Source organism: Methylobacterium sp. J-059, assembly GCF_022829485.1.
Taxonomy (GTDB): Bacteria; Pseudomonadota; Alphaproteobacteria; order Rhizobiales; family Beijerinckiaceae; genus Methylobacterium.
Genome location: NZ_JAKSYA010000055.1, coordinates 14,911 through 34,145, shown reverse-complemented (window position 1 = coordinate 34,145; position 19,235 = coordinate 14,911). Strand labels below are relative to the sequence as shown.

The following is a 19,235-nucleotide window of genomic DNA, read 5'->3' as shown; positions in this document are numbered from 1 at the left end:
GATGGATGCGGACCGGATGTCAGCGGGTTACGGGACGGCTCTGCTGGGTTGCGGTGTAGCAGGCCGGGGATTCGGAGTTCTGGCCGTTGCAGGTGACCGGCGCGGAGGGCCCGCGGACATTGGCGCTCTTCGCCTCGCCTTCGGGGATCGGCTGGGCCGGCGATCGCGAGCGCTCGGGAACCTGCTGGATCCGGGCCTCGGACGATTGCTCGATCGACGGGCGCGCGGGCGAGCCACGGTGAGGACGAACCTGCTCTCCTGCGATGACGGTCGTCGACACGCAAACCACCGCGAGCGCCATCCAAGGTCTCAACATGGTCGATCTCTTCCCTGGACGCGGCATTGCTTCTCGAAACCTCGATCACGCGGATCAACTCTCGACAGGGCATCGCGTTTCCTGCGGTCCCGTCAAGCATGAATCTCGGGAAAGCCCGTCCCATCGCGCTTCGGTGCCGTCACCGCACAGGATCCGTCAAACGCTCGGAGCCTTCGCTGTCCTCCCGCCTCCGGCCGGGCATGGTTCTCGGCCCGATCGAGCAGGCGTTTTGATGTCGGACGGATCGGCCATGCGGTTCGCGGCCCGCCTGCGGACCTTCGTCGTGCTTGCCCTGCTTTGCGCGGCTTCGTCCGACCTCGCCCGGGCGGGGCAGAGCCCCGTTCAGGATGGGCCGGGCGGTGAGGCGGTCGCGGTCCAGTTGCGCGAAGGAGCCACCATCCCCCTCGTGCTGAAGGTCCTGAGGAGGCCGGTGCAGGCACCGCAGGCCGACACCGCGCCGCACGATGTGGCGGGGGTCAAACGCATCGCGCGCGAAGCCGCCGCCGCCCACTCCGTGCCGGTCGATTACTTCCTGCGCCTGATCAAGCAGGAAAGCGGTTTCAATCATCGCGCGGTCAGCCGCGCCGGCGCCCAGGGGATCGCGCAGTTCATGCCCGGCACGGCAGCCGTCCGCGGGCTGAAGAATCCCTTCGACCCGGCTGAGGCCCTGCCGAAATCGGCCGCCTTCCTCAGCGACCTCACCCGGCAATTCGGGAATATCGGCCTTGCCGCCGCCGCCTATAACGGCGGCCCGACGCGGGTCGCGAACTGGCTCGCTGGCCGCGGCGGCCTGCCCATGGAAACCCGAAGCTACGTCCTGGCGATCACCGGTCGGACGGCGGAGGAATGGGCACCGCCCGGTGCCAAACTCCTCGGAGGCGACACGCGCTCCGGCATTCTCCGAAAGGAAGCCGCGATGCGCGCCTCAGCCTACAAGGCGAAGAATTGGGAACTCGAGCTCCTCGAATCGTTGACCAACCGAACGACACCCATCCAAACCGGAAAGTCACCTGCAGGATCGAAATTCGCGAATCTGATGTCGTCAGCTCGATCCGGGAAACGCGTCACCCGCGTTTCGACGACGATGGCGGAACGTGCCATGTGCCCGAGTTGCCTGATCCAAGTCAGTTACTGATTTGGCGTGCGCTCCCGTCGAAAAGGTTAGCGGATTTCGAAGGCACCGAAGGAGCAGCTTCGAAAACTCGATCCGCTCCACCACATGCGAGGACCACACACATATCCGGTCCTACGACTTCGTCGAGCATCGTACGCACAGGGGTCGCAAGCACCGAACGCTGAACGTGGTGGCGGCCCCAAGGATCGTGCAGCGCGCTCACCCGCAAGCGCCTGCTCAACCGGATCACTCGCAAGCTCCAGGCGGTAGACGTGATCGACGTGATCTCGGACTTGTTCGGTTTAGATTGGGCACCCCATCAAATCCGCCCGGGCAACGGGCTGGAATTGATCGACAAAGCGGTCCAGGACTCGATCGCAGCGGTCGGCTCGCGGGCAGCCTGCATCAAGTCGGGCCGTCCATGGGAAAGCGGCTATTGCGAAATCTCCAACGCGAAGCTCCGCGACGAACGCCTGAACGGCGAGGTGATCTCCATCCTCAGGGAAGTCAGCGTCGGGATCGAGCATCGGCGGAGGCACGCCGACATCATCCGTCCACGCTCGTCACTCGGCTACCCGACGCCTGCGCTGGAGGCCGCCATCTGGCCGACGGAACCGAGCAGCTCGCCGCCGCTCGCCCACCCCGCCATCGTCACGCGCCCGACAATGCACTAACTTCGAAGCCGGGCCGCCGAATGGGGGCAGGCACGGTCGGATTGCTAAGATGGATAAGATCGTACGTTTCAGGCGAGAGCAGGCACTCAAGTCCGTGCGCCCGAAAGGAAAGTTGGGAGTCGAGCTTGGCCCCCTGAATCGGCCGATCATCTTACGCAGCGATGGTGATGTGCTCTATGCCGATCATCTATCCACGGAACATCTGCAAGCGAAATATGCGGCTCATGATGTGATGCGCCCCGACGCCGATCGCATCGTGGATGTCGATCTTGTGCTGGAGCACCAAGATCTCGCCGAGGCCCTCGGTCAGAGAGGACCGGTGGATTACATCGTCGCCAGCCACGTGATTGAGCATCTGCCTGATCCAATTCGCTGGCTCCAGGGCCTGGCAAGCGCCTTGAAAGCCGACGGCATCTTGTTTCTCGTTGTCCCCGACAAAAGGTTCACCTTCGATTTTCGCCGCACGACCTCGACGACAGGAGACCTGATCGCGCACTACCTCGCTGGCGCGCGCATCGCCAGTCCGGCACAGGTGTTCGAGCACGTTGCACGTACCGTGAATGTCGATCCGAATGCGATTTGGGCCGGGCATGGGCGGGAGCCCGATGATATGTTCGATGGACAACTTGGCAACGCCTTAAACGTTGCGAAAGATGTTTCGATAAACAACAGCTATCACGATGTTCACTGCACGGTATATACTCCTTACATCTTCATAAAAATATTTCAAGAGTTGATATCTATGGGATTGGTAGAATTTAATATTATCAATATACTGCCAACGATGAAAAAATCACATGAATTTTATGTAACGATGCAAAAAACTGGAGCCGGGTCTCAGCCGGCAATGCCATCTGATCTTGACATGGCTCTCCATCATGAATTGCCAACGCCAAAATCGATGGCCGCCAAGCTTCGGCAGCGGTTCATGTCTCGTTTTGCAGCCACGCTCCCGCGATGATCGACGGAAGCTTCGCACAAATCATCGGGTGCGTGGAGGATCGACGTCTTGTCAGAAGGCCGGCCTTCCGAATTCGGCACCGCTGCCTTCGCGGTCGAGGTTCAGCGCCTGGATCGAGCGTGGAAAGCGAAGGCGGCCGTCCGCCACGCGCTCGGCCACCTCATCCACGAATATCGCACGACTCCGGAGTTCCTGCGGCTCAAACCGTCCTCGCCAGCATCAAACCCTTGGCCATTCGAATCTGGCGATGAGCTGATGGGTCCACGACCGAGACCAACGTGGCGCTACGCGTCGAGAAGACCCGCAAGGCGACAGGGGAGGGGCATCGGAACCAGCTCTGGTCGGTGGCGGAGCGCGAGGCAGGGCTGGCCGCGGCGCCTATCCAGCGGAAGGCACCGCTGGCTTTCACGCGGCACCTTGGGGGCCGTCTTGGAGACGTGCGTGCGATGCCGGCCGCCGCTTATCAGGACGGCATGATCGCCCTTGGGACGGGGAAGGGGGATGCCGAGGTCTGCGTGCCGTGCCCGGCACCGCTGGCCACAATCCTCGAACAAGCGCCCGCCGAGCCGAACGCATCTGCTCGTCACGCCCGGAAGGCACGCCGTGGACCGATGGCGGGTGGAACACGTCCTGGCGCAAGCTGCGCGCCCGGCCGGGAGAGGCAGGACAAGTGCGCCCGGGGCTGACGGCGCACGGCCTACGCCACAGCGTCGCGACCGACCTGCGCGGGCTCGGAAAAACGGATCGGGAGATCGCCGATATCTTGGGCCAACGCACGGCCCACGCGACGCCGACGTACCACCGGAGCACCGACATGAAACGGTCGAACGCACGCGTGATCGGCGATCTGCAGGGGGAAGACCGTTCCGAAGAAAAGTCAAACCTGCCGCCGTAGGCGCTCGTCGTTGAAGCTAAGTCGTTGAAAATTCATTGGCTGGGGGACCTGGATTCGAACCAGGACCAGAGGAGTCAGAGTCCACCGTTCTACCGTTAAACTATCCCCCACCGAAGGGACGGGTACCGCTCGCGATCCGGGCACGGCTGGAAGCCGGCGACCGCTCGGAAGGGGTCCGTCGTTCGGGAGCGCTTCCGTTAAGGGGAAAGCGCGGATCGGTCAACAGGCTTTGCCCGCGCCGGCGCATTTCCGGGCCGGCCCGGCGCTTCCGGAACGCTTGGGCGCATCGGCCGGAGCATGGTCCCCGCGCAGGCCGCGACGGACGCCGCCTGGCCGACCCTCGCCGCGGCGGCCCGAGGTTCGCGCCGTAAAACCCACAACCCTTTGGATTTGTAGGCCGGGCCTCGCGTCCTGCGTTGCGTTCGCGTGCACGTTCGACAATATTCCAACGCTCGGGCAGGGGCCCGAGACTTCGGGCCGCAGAACCCGCGACGGTGCCTCAAGGCACCGCGACACAAAAAACGCCCGGATCGGGACACGGAGGAAACAGCCATGACACTGACGACGCGCGCGTTCGTCGGCGCCCTGCTCGGCGCGACGGCACTGGCCACGCTCGGCGCCCTGCCGTCCCAGGCCGCGGACCCGATCAAGATCGGCGTCACCGGCCCCTATACCGGCGGCTCCTCCGCCATGGGGGTGTCGATGCGCGACGGCGCACGGCTGGCGGCCGCCGAGATCAACAAGGCCGGCGGCGTGCTCGGGCGTCAGATCCAGCTCGTCGAGCGCGACGACGAGGCCAAGAACGAGGTCGGCGCCCAGGTGGCGCAGGAGCTCATTAGCAAGGAGAAGGTTGTCGCGACGCTGGGCTTCATCAACACCGGCGTGGCATTGGCCGCGCAGCGCTTCTACCAGGAAGCCGAGATCCCGGTGTTCAACAACGTCGCCACCGGCACCGTCATCACCAACCAGTTCAAGGCGCCGGACTACGACAGCAACTACGTCTTCCGGAACTCGGCCTACGACGTGCTGCAGGCCGGCATGATGGTCGACGAGGCCGTCGCGCAGGGCCACAAGAAGATCGCCATCCTCGCCGACTCGACCAATTACGGCCAGCTCGGCCGCGAGGACATCGAGAAGTACCTCGGCACCAAGGGCGTGAAGCCGGTGGTGGTCGAGAAGTTCAACATCAAGGACGTCGACATGACGGCCCAGCTGCTGAAGGCCCAGCAGGCCGGCGCCGACGTGATCCTGGCCTACGGCATCGGGCCGGAGCTGGCGCAGATCGCCAACGGCATGGCCAAGCTCGGCTGGAAGGTGCCGATGATCACCTCGTGGCCGGCCTCGATGCAGAGCTTCATCGACATCGCTGGCGCCAACGGCAACGGCGTGGTGATGCCGCAGACCTTCATCGAGGACAAGACGCTGCCGAAGCGCAAGGCCTTCCTGGAGGACTACTACAAGACCTACGGCGTGACCAAGATCCCGACCCCGGTCGCCGGCGCGCAGGGCTACGACTCGGTGTTCCTGATCGCCGCCGCGATCAAGCAGGCCGGCTCGACCGACGGGCCGAAGATCCGCGAGGCGCTCGAGAACCTCAAGGAGAAGGTCGAGGGCGTGGTGACGACCTACGACAAGCCCTTCACCGCCGCCGACCACAACGCGATCTCGCGCAACATGGTCGTGTTCGGGAAGGTGCAGGACGGCAAGATCGTCTACGCCAAGGACACGGACGCCAAGAACGCCGGCGTGGTGCGCGTCAAGGAAAAGACCTCCAACTGACGATTTTCGTCGGTCGGGCGGGATGATCCACCGCCGCCGGAACGCTTATCGAGCGTCCGGCGGCGCGCGAGGTCCCGCAACCGCCCGCGTGCCGGGGCGGCACGGCCGGCCCGACGCCGTCCGGTCGCCCGTCGCGCGGCCCGATCCCGAGCGGGACGGGAGCCCGCGCCTCGACGGATCGAGTCGGGACCGGACGTCATGAACGACCAAACCCTCACGCACGGGCGCCGGTGACACGATGACCATCTTCCTGCAGCTCGTCGCGTCCGGCGTCGCGGTCGGCATGATCTACGCCGCCATCGCCTTCGGCTACCAGCTCACCTTCGCCACCTCGAAGACGCTGAACTTCGGGCAGGGCGAGGCGCTGGCGCTGGGCGCCCTGTTCGGCCTGACGCTGGCGCCGTTCACCGGCTACTGGCTGATGATCCCGCTGGTGCTGGTCTTCGGCTTCGCGCTGGGCGCCGTGGTCGAGCGCCTCGGCGTGCGCCCGGCGGTGAAGATCAAGTCCGAGTACGGGTGGATCATGGCCACCATCGCGCTCGGGATCATCTTTCGCAATCTCGCCGAGAACATCTGGGGCCACGACGACCTCAAGTTCCCGTCGCCGCTGCCCGAGGAGGCGCTGCAGCTCGGCGGCATCCGCATGCTGCCGATGGAGCTGCTGATCATCGCCGGGGCGTTGCTGATGATGCTCGCGGTCGAGATCTTCAATCGCAAGTCGATCTGGGGCAAGGCGGTGATCGCCACCTCGAACGACATCGATGCCGCCGGCCTGATGGGCATCAACACCAAGCGCGTCATCACCCTGTCCTACTCGATCAGCGCGATGACGGCGGCGTTCGCCGGCGTGCTCGTCGCCCCGGTCACGCTGACGGGCGCCACGATGGGCGCGGTGCTGGCGCTGAAGGCCTTCGCGGTGGCGATCATCGGCGGCCTCGAATCCGGCCTCGGCGTCATCGTCGGCGGGCTGATCCTCGGCATCGCCGAGACGCTGACCGGCTTCTACATCTCCACCGGCTACAAGGACGTGCCGGGCCTGATCCTGCTCCTCGTCGTGCTGTCGATCCGCCCCGTGGGGCTGTTCGGCAAGGCCGTGATCAAGAAAGTCTGAGCCGATGGCGCACTCCACCTTCGCGCCGGCCGCCGCCCCGGCGCCCTCGGCCTCCGCCGGTCTCGGCCGGCATATCGGCGCGGCGGGCGCATTGCTGCTCGTGGTGTTCCTCGCCGCCTTCCCGCACGTGGTCACCAGCAGCTACTACATCCACCTCCTCCTGGTGATCGCGATCTACGCGATCCTGATCCTCGGGCTCGACATCGTCGTCGGCTATACCGGCCAGGTCAGCCTCGGCCATGCCGGGCTGTTCGGCGTCGGCGCCTACGCGGCGGCCGTGCTGTTCCTGCACTTCAAGCTCGGGATCTGGTGGGGCCTGCTCGCCGGGATCGGCGTCACCTCCGCCTTCGGCCTGCTGCTCGCGGTGCCGGCGCTGCGGGTCACCGGCCCGTACCTCGCGATGGTGACGCTGGCCTTCGGCACCATCGTGCAGATCTTCATCAACGAGCTGACGCCGATCACCAACGGGCCGCTCGGCATCACCCTGCCGCCGGCCCGCGTCATCGACTTCGCGACGCTCGGGATCACGCCGCCCTGGGGCGCGGCGGGGCGCAAGCTCGAGTTCTACTACCTCGTCTGCGCCTGCCTCCTGCTGACGATCGTGGTGGTGAACCGCATCGTGCGCTCGCCGTTCGGGCGCGCCTTCGAGGCGCTGCGCGACTCGCCGATCGCCTGCGACTGCATGGGCGTCAGCGTCTACCGCTACAAGGTCTACGCCTTCGTGGTCTCGGCGGCGCTCGCGGGGCTCGCGGGCGCGCTGTTCGCCTGGTCGGAGCGCTACGTCGCCCCGAATTCCTACGGCTTCGAACTCACCGTGCTGTTCCTGCTCGCGGTGACGATGGGCGGCCGGAAGTCGCGGGCCGGCCCGCTGATCGGCTCGGCGATCATCGTGATGATGCCCAACATCCTGGCCGACATCGACCTCGTGCGGATCATGGCCGGCCTCATCGCCGCCGTGGCGCTCGTCGTCGGCATCCAGGCCTTCCTGCGCCGGCGCGAGAACCGCTTCGCGATCCTCGTGCCGGTGGTGCTCTGCATCCTGTTCCTGCCCGCGACGCTGGCGCTGCAATCGGTCACCGACTTCCGGCTCAGCGTGTTCGGCCTGCTGATCCTGTTCGTGGTCTACTACCTGCCCGACGGCATCGTCGGCTTCCTGCGCGAGAAGATCCCGGCGCTCCGCCCGGCCCACACGGCGGAGGGCAAGGCGCTCTCGGCCGACGGCGACGCGCTGATCGCGCAGCGCGGCAAGGCCGCCGGCACCGAGCCGCTGCTGCAGGTCGAGCAGGCGCTGATGCAGTTCGGCGGCCTGAAGGCGCTGGCCGGCGTCGACCTGTCGGTGAGGCCGGGCACGATCCACGGGCTCATCGGCCCGAACGGCTCGGGCAAGAGCACGATGATGAACGTGCTCACCGGCATCTACAAACCCACCGCCGGCGCGGTGACGCTGGCCGCCGCCGGCAGCGCGCCGAAGCGCCTCGACGGGCGCACGCCCTCCGAGATCGCGCTCGCCGGCGTCGCCCGCACCTTCCAGAACGTGCAGCTCTTCCGCGAGATGACGGCCCTGGAGAACGTGCTCGTCGGCCTGCACCACGCCTTCCACGGCACCATCGTCGACGCGATCCTCGGCACGCCGCGGCGCCGCCGCGAGGAGCGCGAGGCCCGCGCCCGGGCGATGGCGATCCTCGACTTCATGGGCCTGTCGAGCCTCGCCCAGGTGGAGGCCCGCAACCTGCCCTACGGCAAGCAGCGCCTCCTGGAGATCGGCCGCGCGCTGGCGCTCGACCCCGTGCTGCTGCTGCTGGACGAGCCGGCCGCCGGCCTGACCGCGCCCGACATCGCGGACCTGACCGCGATCATCCGCAAGATCCGCGACGCGGGCATCACCGTGATCCTGATCGAGCACCACATGGACGTGGTGATGGGGCTGTGCGACCGGGTCAGCGTGCTCGATTTCGGGCACAAGATCGCCGAGGGCGGGGCCCGCGAGGTGCAGGCCGACCCGAAGGTGATCGAGGCCTATCTCGGCGCCCCCGACGACATGGGCGGCTCGGCCGCTCCGGAGCCAGCCCATGCTTGAGGTCGCCAACCTGTCGGCCGGGTACGGCCAGATCGAGGTCCTGCACGGGCTCTCGTTCCAGGTGCCGAAGGGCAAGGTCGTGACGCTGATCGGCTCCAACGGGGCCGGCAAGACCACGACGATGCGGGCCCTCTCGGGGATGATCCAGCCGCGCGCCGGCTCGATCCGGCTCGCCGGGCGTGAGATCTCGGGGCTCGACAGCCACGACGTGGCCCGCGCCGGCCTCGCCCACTCGCCGGAGGGGCGGCGGGTGTTCCCGACCCTGTCGGTGGAGGACAACCTGACGCTCGGCGCCTTCCCGCGGCTGACCGGCTCGCGCCCCAAGGGCGACGTTTCCGCCGACCGCGAGCGCGCCTACGCGCTGTTCCCGCGCCTCAAGGAGCGCCGGCTGCAGCTCGCCGGCACGCTCTCGGGCGGCGAGCAGCAGATGCTCGCCATGGGCCGCGCCCTGATGCTGCGCCCCGACATCCTGCTGCTGGACGAGCCGTCGATGGGGCTGGCGCCGAAGCTCGTCGAGGAGGTGTTCCGCATCATCCGCCAGCTCAAGGAGGAGCAGGTGACGATGCTGCTCGTCGAGCAGTTCGCCATGGCGGCGCTCGGGGTGGCCGACTACGCCTACGTCCTCGAGAACGGCCGCATCCGCTTCCAGGGGCCGGCGGCCCGGCTCAAGAGCGATCCGGCGGTGCGCGCGGCCTATCTCGGCGGCGACCACTGACCGCGGGTCTTCGCGGCGCCGCTTGGCAATCCGGGGCGCGAGCCCCTACCTGACGCCGAGCGATACCCGGAGACACCCTTGGCACACGACGATTCAGGCCCGGCCCAGATGCACGCCACCACCATCCTGATGGTGCGCAAGGGGGGCCGCGTCGTCATCGGCGGCGACGGCCAGGTCAGCCTCGGCCAGACCATCGTCAAGGGCAATGCCCGGAAGGTCCGGAAGCTCGCCAAGGGCGCGGTGATCGGCGGGTTCGCCGGCGCGACGGCCGACGCCTTCACCCTGTTCGAGCGCCTGGAGGCCAAGCTCGAGCAGTATCCCGGGCAGCTCACCCGCGCCTGCGTCGAGCTGACCAAGGACTGGCGCACCGACCGCTATCTCCGCCGCCTGGAGGCGATGATGCTGGTGGCCGACAAGGACGTCAGCCTGCTGCTGTCGGGCGCGGGCGACGTGCTCGAGCCGGAGGGCGGGGTGATGGCGATCGGCTCCGGCGGCAACTACGCGCTGTCGGCCGCGCGCGCCCTGGAGGACACCGACCTCGACGCCGAGGCGATCGTGCGCAAGGCCATGCGGATCGCCGCCGAGATCTGCGTCTACACCAACGAGAGCCTCGTCCTCGAGGCTCTCGACGCGGGCTAGGTCCGGCCCTCACCGGCTCCGTCCCGACGGCCCTGGGGCCGCCGGGAGGCTGCGCGGCTGCTACTTGTCGAAGCTGTAATCGAGGTCGATGCCGTCCTTGCCGTCGTCGCTGGCCTTGAAGGTCATCTTCATGCGCGTCTCGGTCGTGCCCGTGTCCTGGGTCTCGTCCCAGACCGAGGTGTAGCGGCAGGTCATCCGCTTGGCCTTGCGATCCTCGAAGACCGTCTCGGGCTCGACCAGCGCCTTGAGCCGGCGCTTGCCGTCCTTGAAGTCGGGGGCGCCGTTGACCGAGACCATCAGATCCGTGCGCACCGCGTCCTGCTCGCAGAGCCCACCCGCAGGCGAGGGCGGAGCCGCCGCGACGACCGGGGCGGGAGCGGGCGTCGACGGCGCGGGCGCGGCGGCCGTCGGAGCCGAGGGGACGGGCGCGGCGGCGGGGGCCGCTGCGGCCGTGGCCGGGGCCGCCGCCACCGTGAACGGCCGCTCGATCTGGGTCGTGCGGTCGCTGAACTTGTCGCGCAGCGTGAAGGCGAGGACGTACTCGCCCGGGTCGACGCCGGTGATGCCCAGGGTGACGTGGAAGGAGAACTTCGGGGAGCCGTCCAGCAGAACGTCCTTCCCGGCGGTGAACTCCCGGTCGATCACGGCCTTCTGGCCCGCGAGGATCGCGCCGCCCCTGGTCTGCAGCGCGTAGTCGACGACCAAGCCGAACCGCACGTCGCCGCCGGCGACCGGCACCAGCGTCTCGCCGATCGGCTCCATGTAGGTGATGACCTTCTCGCTCGGCAGGAAGGGGCTCGCGGCGCGCGGGTCGGCGTCGCCGAAGCCGTCCGAGGGCCGCGTGACGAACAGCACGCGCCGGACCCCGAGCGTCTGGGTGGCGGCCGGCGCTGCGGCAGGGGGTGCTTGAGCGGGGGCTTGAGCGGACGCTTGGGGCGCCGCCGCGGCGCCCCCCGGCGGCGGCTTGACCGCCTCGGGCGCGGTGGCTTCCGTCTTGCCCGTCCCGGCCTTGCCGGACGGGACGGCGGCACCGGACCAGAACCCGCCGCCTCCGCCGCCGGCCGGGACCGTCACGCTCTTCATGATCGCGTCCAGGGCGGTCCCGTTGGTCTGGCGGTCGTCCTCGGAGCCCCACACGGTCAGCAGGACCACCCGGTTCCGGCTCGCGTCGAGGGTGACGAAGTCGATGATCGCCTTGCCGTTCTTGTCCGTCGCTTGGTAGCGCTGCACCTGGCCCGGGGTGCCGTTGAAGTCGATGGTCTGCTCGGTCGGCTTGCCGACGAGCTTGACCTTGTTCTTGGTCAGGTAGGCCTTGCTGTCCTTGATCAGCGCGTCGAGGCGCGCCTTGCTGTCGGTGGCGATGTTGACCACGATGTCGCCGTCGGCCGAGACGGAGGCGATCTCGGTCTCGTAGACGCTGGTGTCCCAGTCGTCCGGCATCGTCGCGGTGACGGCGGGTTCCTTCGCCGGCAGGACGATATCCTTGGCGCAAGCCGGCGCGGCCAGCCCGGCGAGCAGGGCGGCCCCCACGATCCATCGCTTCATCTGACGTCCCCCGGACCGGGCTCGATCATCGATCCCGGCCGGGTCCACTCATCCGGGCTGACGAAGGAACGGTCAAGGTTATGCCCGCCGGGTCCGCGGGTTTATGCTGTCGTTCTCGCAGCTTCGACCGCAGGGTGGCGAAGCATCGAGGATGTCGGCCTCGCGCCCCGAGGCCGTGCAGGGGTGAGCGGGTTGCAAGCTTAACGGGTCCTTGACAACCTCTGGGTAGGTTCGACCACGCAAGCACGGGGCGTGGACGCGATGACGATCGGCGGCAAACTCATCGGACTGGTCGGCGCCTCCAGCCTCGTGACCCTCGTGGTCGCGGGCGTCGGGCTCGACACCCTGCGGACCTTCAACGCGTCGGTCGGGGCCGCGCGGAACGCCACCGAGAACGCGCTGTTCGCGGCCGAGCTCACCCGGCTCACCACCGACACCGCACTCGAATCCCGCGGCATCTACGCCGCCGCCAGCACGCAGGCCGCGCGGACCTACGCCGGCGGCATCGTCCGCGATCTCTCGGCGATCGATGCGCTGCTGACCGAGTGGCTCCCGGCGGTGCCGGCGGAGGACCGGGCGCTGTTCGACCGCGTGGCGAAGGACGCCGCGGATTTCCGACGGCACCGCACCGAGACGGCCCGTCTCGGCACCGAGGTCTCGCCGAAGGCCGCCGCCGAGCAGGGCTTCACCGAGGAGAACCGCAACAACCGCATCGCCTTCCAGGCCGGGATCGAGGCCCTCGTGATGCGCAACCGCGACCGCATCGAGAGCCTGAACGCCGGTGCCGACGCGCTCTACACGGGGCGCCTGCGCCTGCTCCTGGCGCTGGCCTTCGGTGGCGCCCTCGGCGGCCTGCTCATCGGCGGGCTGTTCGGCCATCGCATGATCGCGAGGCCGCTGCGGGCCGTGTCGACCGCGATCCGCCGCCTCGCGGAGGGCGACCGCGACCTGCCGATGGTGAAGCCCTCGCGCGACGAGATCGGCGCGATCTGGGCGAGCATGCGCACCTTCGCCGACGCGATGGGCGAGGCGGACGCCCTGCGCCGCAGCCAGGCCCAGGCCGGCCTGGAAGCCGGCGCCGTCAAGCGCGCCGAGATGGACACCCTCGCCGACCGATTCCAGGGCAGCGTCGGCGGCCTCGTCGGCCACCTGGCCGCGTCCGCCGGGACGATGGAGGAGACGGCCCGCGCGATGGCGCGCAACGCCGAGCGCACCAGCCTGCAGTCGCAGGCCGTCATGGACGCCGCCGGCGCGGCCTCGATGAACGTCCAGGCCGTGGCGGCCGCCACCGAGGAGCTGGCCGCGACCGCCAACGAGATCGGCGCGCAGGTCTCGCAGACCTCGGTCGCCGCCGCCGGCGCCGTCGAGAACGCGCGACGCACCGAGCAGTCCGTGCAGCGGCTCGCCCGCAGTGCCGCCAGCATCGGCGAGGTCGTCTCGCTGATCTCGGGCATCGCCGGCCAGACCAACCTGCTGGCGCTCAACGCCACGATCGAGGCGGCGCGGGCCGGCGAGGCGGGACGCGGCTTCGCGGTGGTGGCCGCCGAGGTGAAGAGCCTCGCCGGCCAGACCGCGCTGGCGACCGACCGGATCACCGCCGAGATCGCCACGATCCGCGAGGCCACCGCCGACGCGGTGGCGGCGATCGAGGAGATCGGCGGCACCATCGGCTCGGTCCACGAGATCGCGATGGGCGTCTCCGCGGCGGTGGAGGAACAGCAGCTCGCCACCCAGGAGATCGCCCGCAGCGTGAGCGACGCCGCCGAGGGCACCCGGGCGGTGAGCGAGACCATGGCCGAGGTCCAGGCCGCCGCCCTGCAGGCGGGCGCCGCCGCGGCGCAGGTGCTGGCCGCGGCCGGCGAGCTCGCGCGCCGCTCCGAGGGCCTCGGCGGCGAGGTCGCCGGCTTCGTCGGCGAGATCCGCGCCGCCTGACGCCGGCCGGGGGATCGCACGCCGGATCGGCCGCGCGCTCGGCGGCGCGTTCGACCCTGGTAAGCGTCCCGCTTCGCGCTTAGATCGGGGCGATGCGACGTCCCTCCCCGTGCCCGCCGGCCCTCCGGTGATCGACCCCGCGCTCCTGTCGCGCGCGGTCGCCCGCGGCATCCTCACCGCCGCGCAGGTGGAGGCCCTGGACCGGCTGGCCCGCGAGGAGGCGGTGCCGGTGCCCGAGCGGGTGGACGACGACGAGCGCCTGCGCTTCATCACCGGCTTCGCCGACATCTTCGTCACCCTCGGCATCGCCCTGTTCCTGGGCGCGGCCTGGCTCCTGGCCGGCGACACCCTCGGCGAGACGGGCAGCCGGGTGCTCGTCGCGGCCCTGGCCTGGGCGCTCGCGGAGTTCTTCACCCGCCGCCGCAGGATGGCGCTGCCGAGCATCGCCCTGCTGGCGATCTTCGCGGTCGAGTCCTTCCTGGCGCTCGCGTCGATGGCCGGCCTCGCGATCGGCTGGGGCAGCGCCCTGCCGGGACCGAGCGGATCGGGCGCGCCGGCACCGCTTCCCTATGCCGGGGCGGCGCTCGCGACCCTGGCGCTCTGCGCCCTGCATTACCGGCGCTTTGCCGTGCCGATCACCATCGCGGCGGGCGCAGCCGCGCTCGCCGGCACGCTGCTCGCGCTGGCCTTCGCCCTCGTCCCGACCCTCGATGCCGACGCCTTCAGCGCGCTGCTGGTCACGGCGGGCCTCGCCGTCTTCGCGCTGGCGATGCGTTTCGACCTCGGCGATCGCCAGCGCCAGACCCGGCGCACGGACATCGCGTTCTGGCTGCACCTGCTCGCCGCCCCGCTGATCGTGCATCCGATGCTCGCCACGGTCCTCCGGAACGCCGAGGCACCGTCGACGGTCTCGGCGATCCTGGTGCTCGGCGTGGTGCTGCTGCTGGCGCTGGTGGCGCTGGTCACCGACCGGCGCGCCATCCTCGTGGCCGGCCTGACCTATGCCGGGATCGCGTTCGGAACCCTGATCCGCGACGCCGGCTTCAGCAACCGGGCCGCCCCCTTGAGCTTCCTGGCGCTCGGCGCCTTCGTCCTGCTGCTCAGCGCCGGCTGGCACGCGATGCGGGGCGTCGTCCTGCGCGGCCTGCCCGCGCGCCTGGCAGACCGGCTGCCGCACCCGATCGGAGCGCGATGACCACGTTTTCCCCCCGCGAGATCGTCTCGGAACTCGACCGCTTCATCGTCGGCCAGCACGACGCCAAGCGTGCCGTCGCCATTGCGCTGCGCAACCGCTGGCGCCGGCAGCAGCTCACCGGGCCGCTGCGCGAGGAGGTCGCGCCGAAGAACATCCTGATGATCGGCCCGACCGGCTGCGGCAAGACCGAGATCGCCCGCCGGCTCGCGCGGCTCGCCGGCGCGCCGTTCCTCAAGATTGAGGCGACCAAGTTCACCGAGGTCGGCTATGTCGGCCGCGACGTCGAGCAGATCGTGCGCGACCTCGTCGAGGTGGCGATCGGGCTCGTGCGCGAGGAGAAGCGCAAGGCGGTCAAGGCCAAGGCGGAGGCGGCGGCCGAGAACCGCATCCTCGACGCCCTGGTCGGCCCGACCGCGAGCCAGCCGACGCGCGACAGCTTCCGCAAGAAGCTGCGCGACAGCCAGCTCGATGACAAGGAGGTCGAGATCGAGCTCGCCGGCAATCCGTCCTCCGGCCTGCCGATGTTCGAAATCCCCGGGATGCCGGGCGCCTCCATGGGCGCGGTCAACCTCGGCGACATGTTCGGCAAGGCGTTCGGCGCCGCCAAGGGCAAGCCGCGCCGGATGAGCGTGCGCGACGCCTACGCGCCCCTGCTCGCCGAGGAATCCGACAAGCTCGTCGACGACGACGCGCTGATCCGCGAGGCGATCCGCGAGGTCGAGGACAACGGCATCGTCTTCCTCGACGAGATCGACAAGATCTGCGCCCGCGAGGGGCGGTCCTCGGCCGACGTCTCCCGCGAGGGCGTGCAGCGCGACCTGCTGCCGCTGATCGAGGGCACGACGGTGACGACGAAGCACGGGCCGGTGAAGACCGACCACGTGCTGTTCATCGCCTCGGGCGCCTTCCACGTCTCGAAGCCCGCCGACCTGCTGCCGGAGCTGCAGGGACGCCTGCCGATCCGCGTCGAGCTGCAGCCGCTCACCGTCGAGGACTTCAAGCAGATCCTGACCTCCACCGAGGCGAGCCTGCTCAAGCAGACGGTGGCGCTGATGCAGACGGAAGGCGTGACGCTGGCCTTCTCGGACGACGCGGTGGACGCGCTGGCCCGCGTCGCGGTGGAGGTGAACGGCTCGGTCGAGAACATCGGCGCGCGGCGCCTCTCGACCGTGCTCGAGCGCGTCATCGACGAGGTCTCGTTCACCGCCACCGACCGCTCGGGCGAGACGGTGGCGATCGACGCGGCCTATGTCCGCGACCGGGTCGAGAGCCTGGCGGCCAACGCCGACCTCAGCCGGTTCATCCTGTAGCGCCGTGCGCGGCCTCGAACGGCCGGGCGCGTCGGCGACGCTCCTGCCCGTCGTCGCGCTCGTCGCCGGCATGGTCTCGCTCCAGAGCGGAGCGGCCCTGGCCAAGAGCCTGTTCCCGATCGTCGGCGCGGCCGGCGTGTCGAGCCTGCGCGTCGGCTTCTCGGGCCTGATCCTGCTCGCGGTGTGGCGGCCGTGGCGGCGGAGCCTGAGCTTGCGCGAGGCCGGGATCATCGCGCTCTACGGCGCCGCGCTCGGGATGATGAATCTCACCTTCTACCTGGCACTCCGCACGATCCCGCTCGGGCCCGCGGTGGCGATCGAGTTCCTCGGGCCGCTCGCGGTCGCGCTCTCGGCCTCGCGCCGAACCGCCGACTTCGCCTGGATCGGCCTCGCGGTGCTCGGGCTCGGGTTGCTGCTGCCGATGCGCGAGGCCTGCGGCCTGGACCCGGCGGGTGTGGCCTACGCCCTCGTCGCGGCTTTGGCCTGGGCGCTCTACATCGTGTTCGGGCAGCGCGCGGGCCGGGTCGACGGCGGGCAGGCGGTGTCGCTCGGCATGCTCGCGGCGGCCATCGTGGTGGCGCCGTTCGGCTTGGCGAGCTCCGGCGCGGCCCTGCTCGATCCCGAGACGCTGGCGCTCGGCTTCGGGATCGCCGTGCTGTCGAGCGCGCTGCCGTACTCGCTGGAGATGGTGGCCCTGCGCCGGCTGACGCGGCAGGCCTTCGGGGTGATGATGAGCCTGGAGCCGGCGATCGCGGCGCTCGCGGCGTTGATCCTGCTCGGCGAGCGCCTGTCCCTGCTGCAATGGCTGGCGATCGGCTGCGTCATCGCGGCCTCCGCCGGCATCACCGCCGGTGGCCGGAAGGCGAGCGCGACGGAGCGGACCGCCTGACGGACGATCGAGAGGGCGTCTCCACCGTGACCGACGCGGGTGGTTCGTCCGCGGTCAGCCTTCCCACACCTGCCCCGGCCGCAGCGCGAGGAAGCGCGCGCGCGGCTGCCCGGCCTGGTCCATCGCCGCGTCCAACGCCTCGGCCGGCTGCGCGATGCCCTCGTCGGTGAGCCGGAAGGTGCCCCAATGATGGCCGAGCGCCTGGGTCGCCCCGAGCAGGTCGAGGGCGGCGACCGCGTCGGCCGGGTTCATGTGCTGCGCCTGCATGAACCAGCGCGGCTCGTAGGCGCCGATCGGCAGGGTCGCCAGCCGCGGCGGCCCGAAGCGGGCACGCACGTCCCGGAAGATCGCGCCGTCGCCGAAGCCGGTATCGCCGACATGGTAGTGGACGCCCCAGGGCGTGGTCAGCACGAAGGCGCACCACAGGGCCATGCGCCGGTCGTTCAGCCCGCGGGCCGACCAGTGGTAGGCCGGCGTCAGGTGGACGGCCACCCCGTCGCCGAGATCGACCGAGCCGCCCCAGTCGGCGGTCTCGACATGCATCGTGTCGTCGTAGCCGCGCAGGATCGTGTCGTTGCCGAGCGGCGCGACGACCAGCGGCTGGTGCGCCTGCCAGATCCGCGCGAGGCTCGGCCCGTCGAGATGGTCGTAGTGGTTGTGGGTGATCAGCACGGCGTCGATCGGCGGTAGGTCGGCCATGGCGATGCCGGGGGGGTTGACCCGCTTCGGGCCCGCGAAGCGCGTCGGGCTCGCGCGCGTGGCGAAGACCGGGTCGATCAGGATGTTGCGGCCGGCGACCTGCACCAGGTAGCTGGCATGCCCGATCAGCACGATGCGCAGGCCCGTGACGCGCTCCGGCGGACGGTCGGCCGGGAAGGGGCTCGGATAGGCCTTGGGCCACGCCGTTCCGCCGCGCTCGGCCTTCCAGCGGAGGATGTCGGCCAGGGCCTTGTCGGCGACCTGGCCGGGCGCGAAGAACCGCACCCCGTCGAAGTGGTCGCTCTCCGGCCCGCGGTAGTACGGGTTGCGCCCGCGCCTGTGCACGGCGTAGCCGACGCCGCCCAGGGTCATCACCGTGGCCGCGCTCGCGGCCGTGAGCAGGCTTCGCCGTTTCATGCCGTGATCACATGGCCGGCGCCGCCCCGGAATCAAGCGGATGCCGATGCCGGCCCGTCCGTCATCGAAAACTTGCGCGAACTTCGACTTGTGAACAGACGGCGGCCTCGCGCTGCGCTATGGCCTTGTTGCACCTGGGAAACGAACCGCCCCGCCATGGCCGTCACCGCCGCCACGTCCTTCGGCAGGAACCTCCTGCTGCGCGCCCTCCAGCCCGCCGACCGGGCGCTGATCGCGCCCTACGCCGAGCCGGCCGAGTTCGCGCGCGGCGACATCGTGTTCGAATCGGGCGATCCGGTCTCGCACGTCACCTTCCCGTGCGACCACACCGTGGTCACCCTGGCGATCACCATGCTCGACGGCCGCATGACCGAGACCGCGACGGTCGGCTGGGAGGGCGCGGTCGGCGGCGTGGTCAGCCAGGGCTACCTGCCGGCCTTCAGCCGCGCCGTGGTCCAGATCGGCGGCCCGGGGCTGCGCGTGGAGGCGGGGCGCCTTCAGGCGGCCAAGCACGCGTCGAGCACGCTGCGCAACCTGTTCACGCGCTACTCCGACTGCCTGATCGCCCAGCTCCTGCAATCGGTGGCCTGCAACGCCCTGCACCCGATCGAGCAGCGCGCCGCCAAGTGGCTGCTGACCCTGCACGACCGGCTCTCGACCGACGTGCTGCCGATCACCCAGGACGTGCTCGCCGAGATGCTCGGCGTCCGCCGCACCTACCTGTCCGGCGTCCTGCGCGGCCTGCACGACCGCGGGATGATCGCGGTGTCGCGCGGCCGCATCGCCATCCGCGACCGGGCGGCCCTGGAGCGGGCGGCCTGCGAGTGCCACGACCGGGTGCGCCGTCATTTCGAGGAGGTGCTGGGCGCGGTCTATCGCGACGACGGCACGCTGGTGGCCGTCGACCCGGCCGCGGCCGGCGGGTCTGCGGCCGGCCAGCCCTCGCAGGGAAGGGCGGCCTGAGCGC

The 19,235-nt window shown here is 69.7% G+C and carries 16 protein-coding genes, 1 tRNA gene and 1 pseudogene; 14 read left to right on the top strand and 4 right to left on the bottom strand.

Annotated elements, in window-relative coordinates:
* Window positions 1-19 precede the first annotated feature (19 nt).
* Window positions 20-301: a hypothetical protein gene (locus MKK55_RS06075; RefSeq protein ID WP_243932425.1), complete on the bottom strand. Its 282-nt coding sequence runs from the start codon at window positions 299-301 to the stop codon at window positions 20-22.
* Between the two features lie 265 nt (window positions 302-566).
* On the opposite strand from MKK55_RS06075, the gene MKK55_RS06070 reads away from it, so the two are divergent.
* From MKK55_RS06070 to MKK55_RS06055, 4 genes and pseudogenes are all read left to right on the top strand, one after another.
* A complete protein-coding gene (locus MKK55_RS06070) occupies window positions 567-1,451 on the top strand; it encodes a transglycosylase SLT domain-containing protein (protein WP_243933753.1) in 885 nt (294 codons plus the stop codon).
* 100 nt (window positions 1,452-1,551) lie between these two features.
* Window positions 1,552-2,104, top strand: a pseudogene (locus tag MKK55_RS06065) (integrase core domain-containing protein); the annotation flags it as partial.
* Between the two features lie 49 nt (window positions 2,105-2,153).
* The gene (locus MKK55_RS06060) at window positions 2,154-3,065 is read left to right on the top strand and encodes a class I SAM-dependent methyltransferase (protein WP_243933751.1); all 912 of its coding nucleotides are present in this window, start codon (window positions 2,154-2,156) and stop codon (window positions 3,063-3,065) included.
* Between the two features lie 520 nt (window positions 3,066-3,585).
* Entirely contained in the window at window positions 3,586-3,960 is a 375-nt protein-coding gene (locus tag MKK55_RS06055) for a hypothetical protein (protein ID WP_243933750.1), read from the top strand.
* Between the two features lie 36 nt (window positions 3,961-3,996).
* On the opposite strand, the gene MKK55_RS06050 is transcribed toward MKK55_RS06055, so the two are convergent.
* Window positions 3,997-4,070, bottom strand: a tRNA-Gln gene (locus MKK55_RS06050).
* 442 nt (window positions 4,071-4,512) lie between these two features.
* Between MKK55_RS06050 and MKK55_RS06045 the strand changes: the two genes are divergently transcribed.
* The 5 genes from MKK55_RS06045 (at window position 4,513) to hslV (ending at window position 10,281) form a co-directional block, all read left to right on the top strand.
* Window positions 4,513-5,739: an ABC transporter substrate-binding protein gene (locus MKK55_RS06045; protein WP_147727533.1), complete on the top strand. Its 1,227-nt coding sequence runs from the start codon at window positions 4,513-4,515 to the stop codon at window positions 5,737-5,739.
* A 238-nt stretch (window positions 5,740-5,977) separates the two neighbouring features.
* Window positions 5,978-6,850, top strand: a complete 873-nt coding sequence (locus MKK55_RS06040; protein ID WP_243933749.1) for a branched-chain amino acid ABC transporter permease — start codon at window positions 5,978-5,980, stop codon at window positions 6,848-6,850.
* 4 nt (window positions 6,851-6,854) lie between these two features.
* On the top strand, window positions 6,855-8,927 hold the full coding sequence (locus MKK55_RS06035) for an ABC transporter permease subunit (RefSeq protein ID WP_243933748.1): 2,073 nt from the start codon (window positions 6,855-6,857) through the stop codon (window positions 8,925-8,927).
* Window positions 8,920-9,642 (top strand): ABC transporter ATP-binding protein, encoded by a 723-nt coding sequence (locus MKK55_RS06030; protein WP_147728685.1) that lies wholly within the window; start codon window positions 8,920-8,922, stop codon window positions 9,640-9,642. The genes MKK55_RS06035 and MKK55_RS06030 overlap by 8 nt, the downstream gene beginning before the upstream one ends.
* Before the next feature lie 108 nt (window positions 9,643-9,750).
* Window positions 9,751-10,281 (top strand): ATP-dependent protease subunit HslV, encoded by a 531-nt coding sequence (hslV, locus tag MKK55_RS06025; RefSeq protein ID WP_147844277.1) that lies wholly within the window; start codon window positions 9,751-9,753, stop codon window positions 10,279-10,281.
* A 60-nt stretch (window positions 10,282-10,341) separates the two neighbouring features.
* Here hslV and MKK55_RS06020 read toward each other — a convergent pair whose 3' ends face one another.
* Window positions 10,342-11,826 carry a hypothetical protein gene (locus MKK55_RS06020; RefSeq protein WP_243933747.1) on the bottom strand — a complete coding sequence of 495 codons (1,485 nt, stop codon included), beginning with the start codon at window positions 11,824-11,826 and terminating at the stop codon, window positions 10,342-10,344.
* 261 nt (window positions 11,827-12,087) lie between these two features.
* On the opposite strand from MKK55_RS06020, the gene MKK55_RS06015 reads away from it, so the two are divergent.
* The 4 genes from MKK55_RS06015 (at window position 12,088) to MKK55_RS06000 (ending at window position 17,152) form a co-directional block, all read left to right on the top strand.
* Window positions 12,088-13,758 carry a methyl-accepting chemotaxis protein gene (locus MKK55_RS06015; protein ID WP_147859931.1) on the top strand — a complete coding sequence of 557 codons (1,671 nt, stop codon included), beginning with the start codon at window positions 12,088-12,090 and terminating at the stop codon, window positions 13,756-13,758.
* 109 nt (window positions 13,759-13,867) lie between these two features.
* A complete protein-coding gene (locus MKK55_RS06010) occupies window positions 13,868-14,953 on the top strand; it encodes a hypothetical protein (RefSeq protein WP_243933746.1) in 1,086 nt (361 codons plus the stop codon).
* Window positions 14,950-16,263 carry an ATP-dependent protease ATPase subunit HslU gene (hslU, locus tag MKK55_RS06005; RefSeq protein WP_147843262.1) on the top strand — a complete coding sequence of 438 codons (1,314 nt, stop codon included), beginning with the start codon at window positions 14,950-14,952 and terminating at the stop codon, window positions 16,261-16,263. The genes MKK55_RS06010 and hslU overlap by 4 nt, the downstream gene beginning before the upstream one ends.
* A gap of 4 nt (window positions 16,264-16,267) precedes the next feature.
* Complete coding sequence (locus MKK55_RS06000) at window positions 16,268-17,152, top strand: EamA family transporter (protein ID WP_409566023.1); 885 nt, start codon at window positions 16,268-16,270, stop codon at window positions 17,150-17,152.
* Window positions 17,153-17,206: 54 nt separating this feature from the next.
* Here the strand turns inward: MKK55_RS06000 and MKK55_RS05995 are convergent, their stop codons facing one another.
* Window positions 17,207-18,268, bottom strand: a complete 1,062-nt coding sequence (locus tag MKK55_RS05995; RefSeq protein WP_243933745.1) for an MBL fold metallo-hydrolase — start codon at window positions 18,266-18,268, stop codon at window positions 17,207-17,209.
* 156 nt (window positions 18,269-18,424) lie between these two features.
* Here MKK55_RS05995 and MKK55_RS05990 point away from each other — a divergent pair, with 156 nt between their 5' ends.
* Window positions 18,425-19,231 carry a Crp/Fnr family transcriptional regulator gene (locus MKK55_RS05990; RefSeq protein WP_147727551.1) on the top strand — a complete coding sequence of 269 codons (807 nt, stop codon included), beginning with the start codon at window positions 18,425-18,427 and terminating at the stop codon, window positions 19,229-19,231.
* Window positions 19,232-19,235 lie beyond the last annotated feature (4 nt).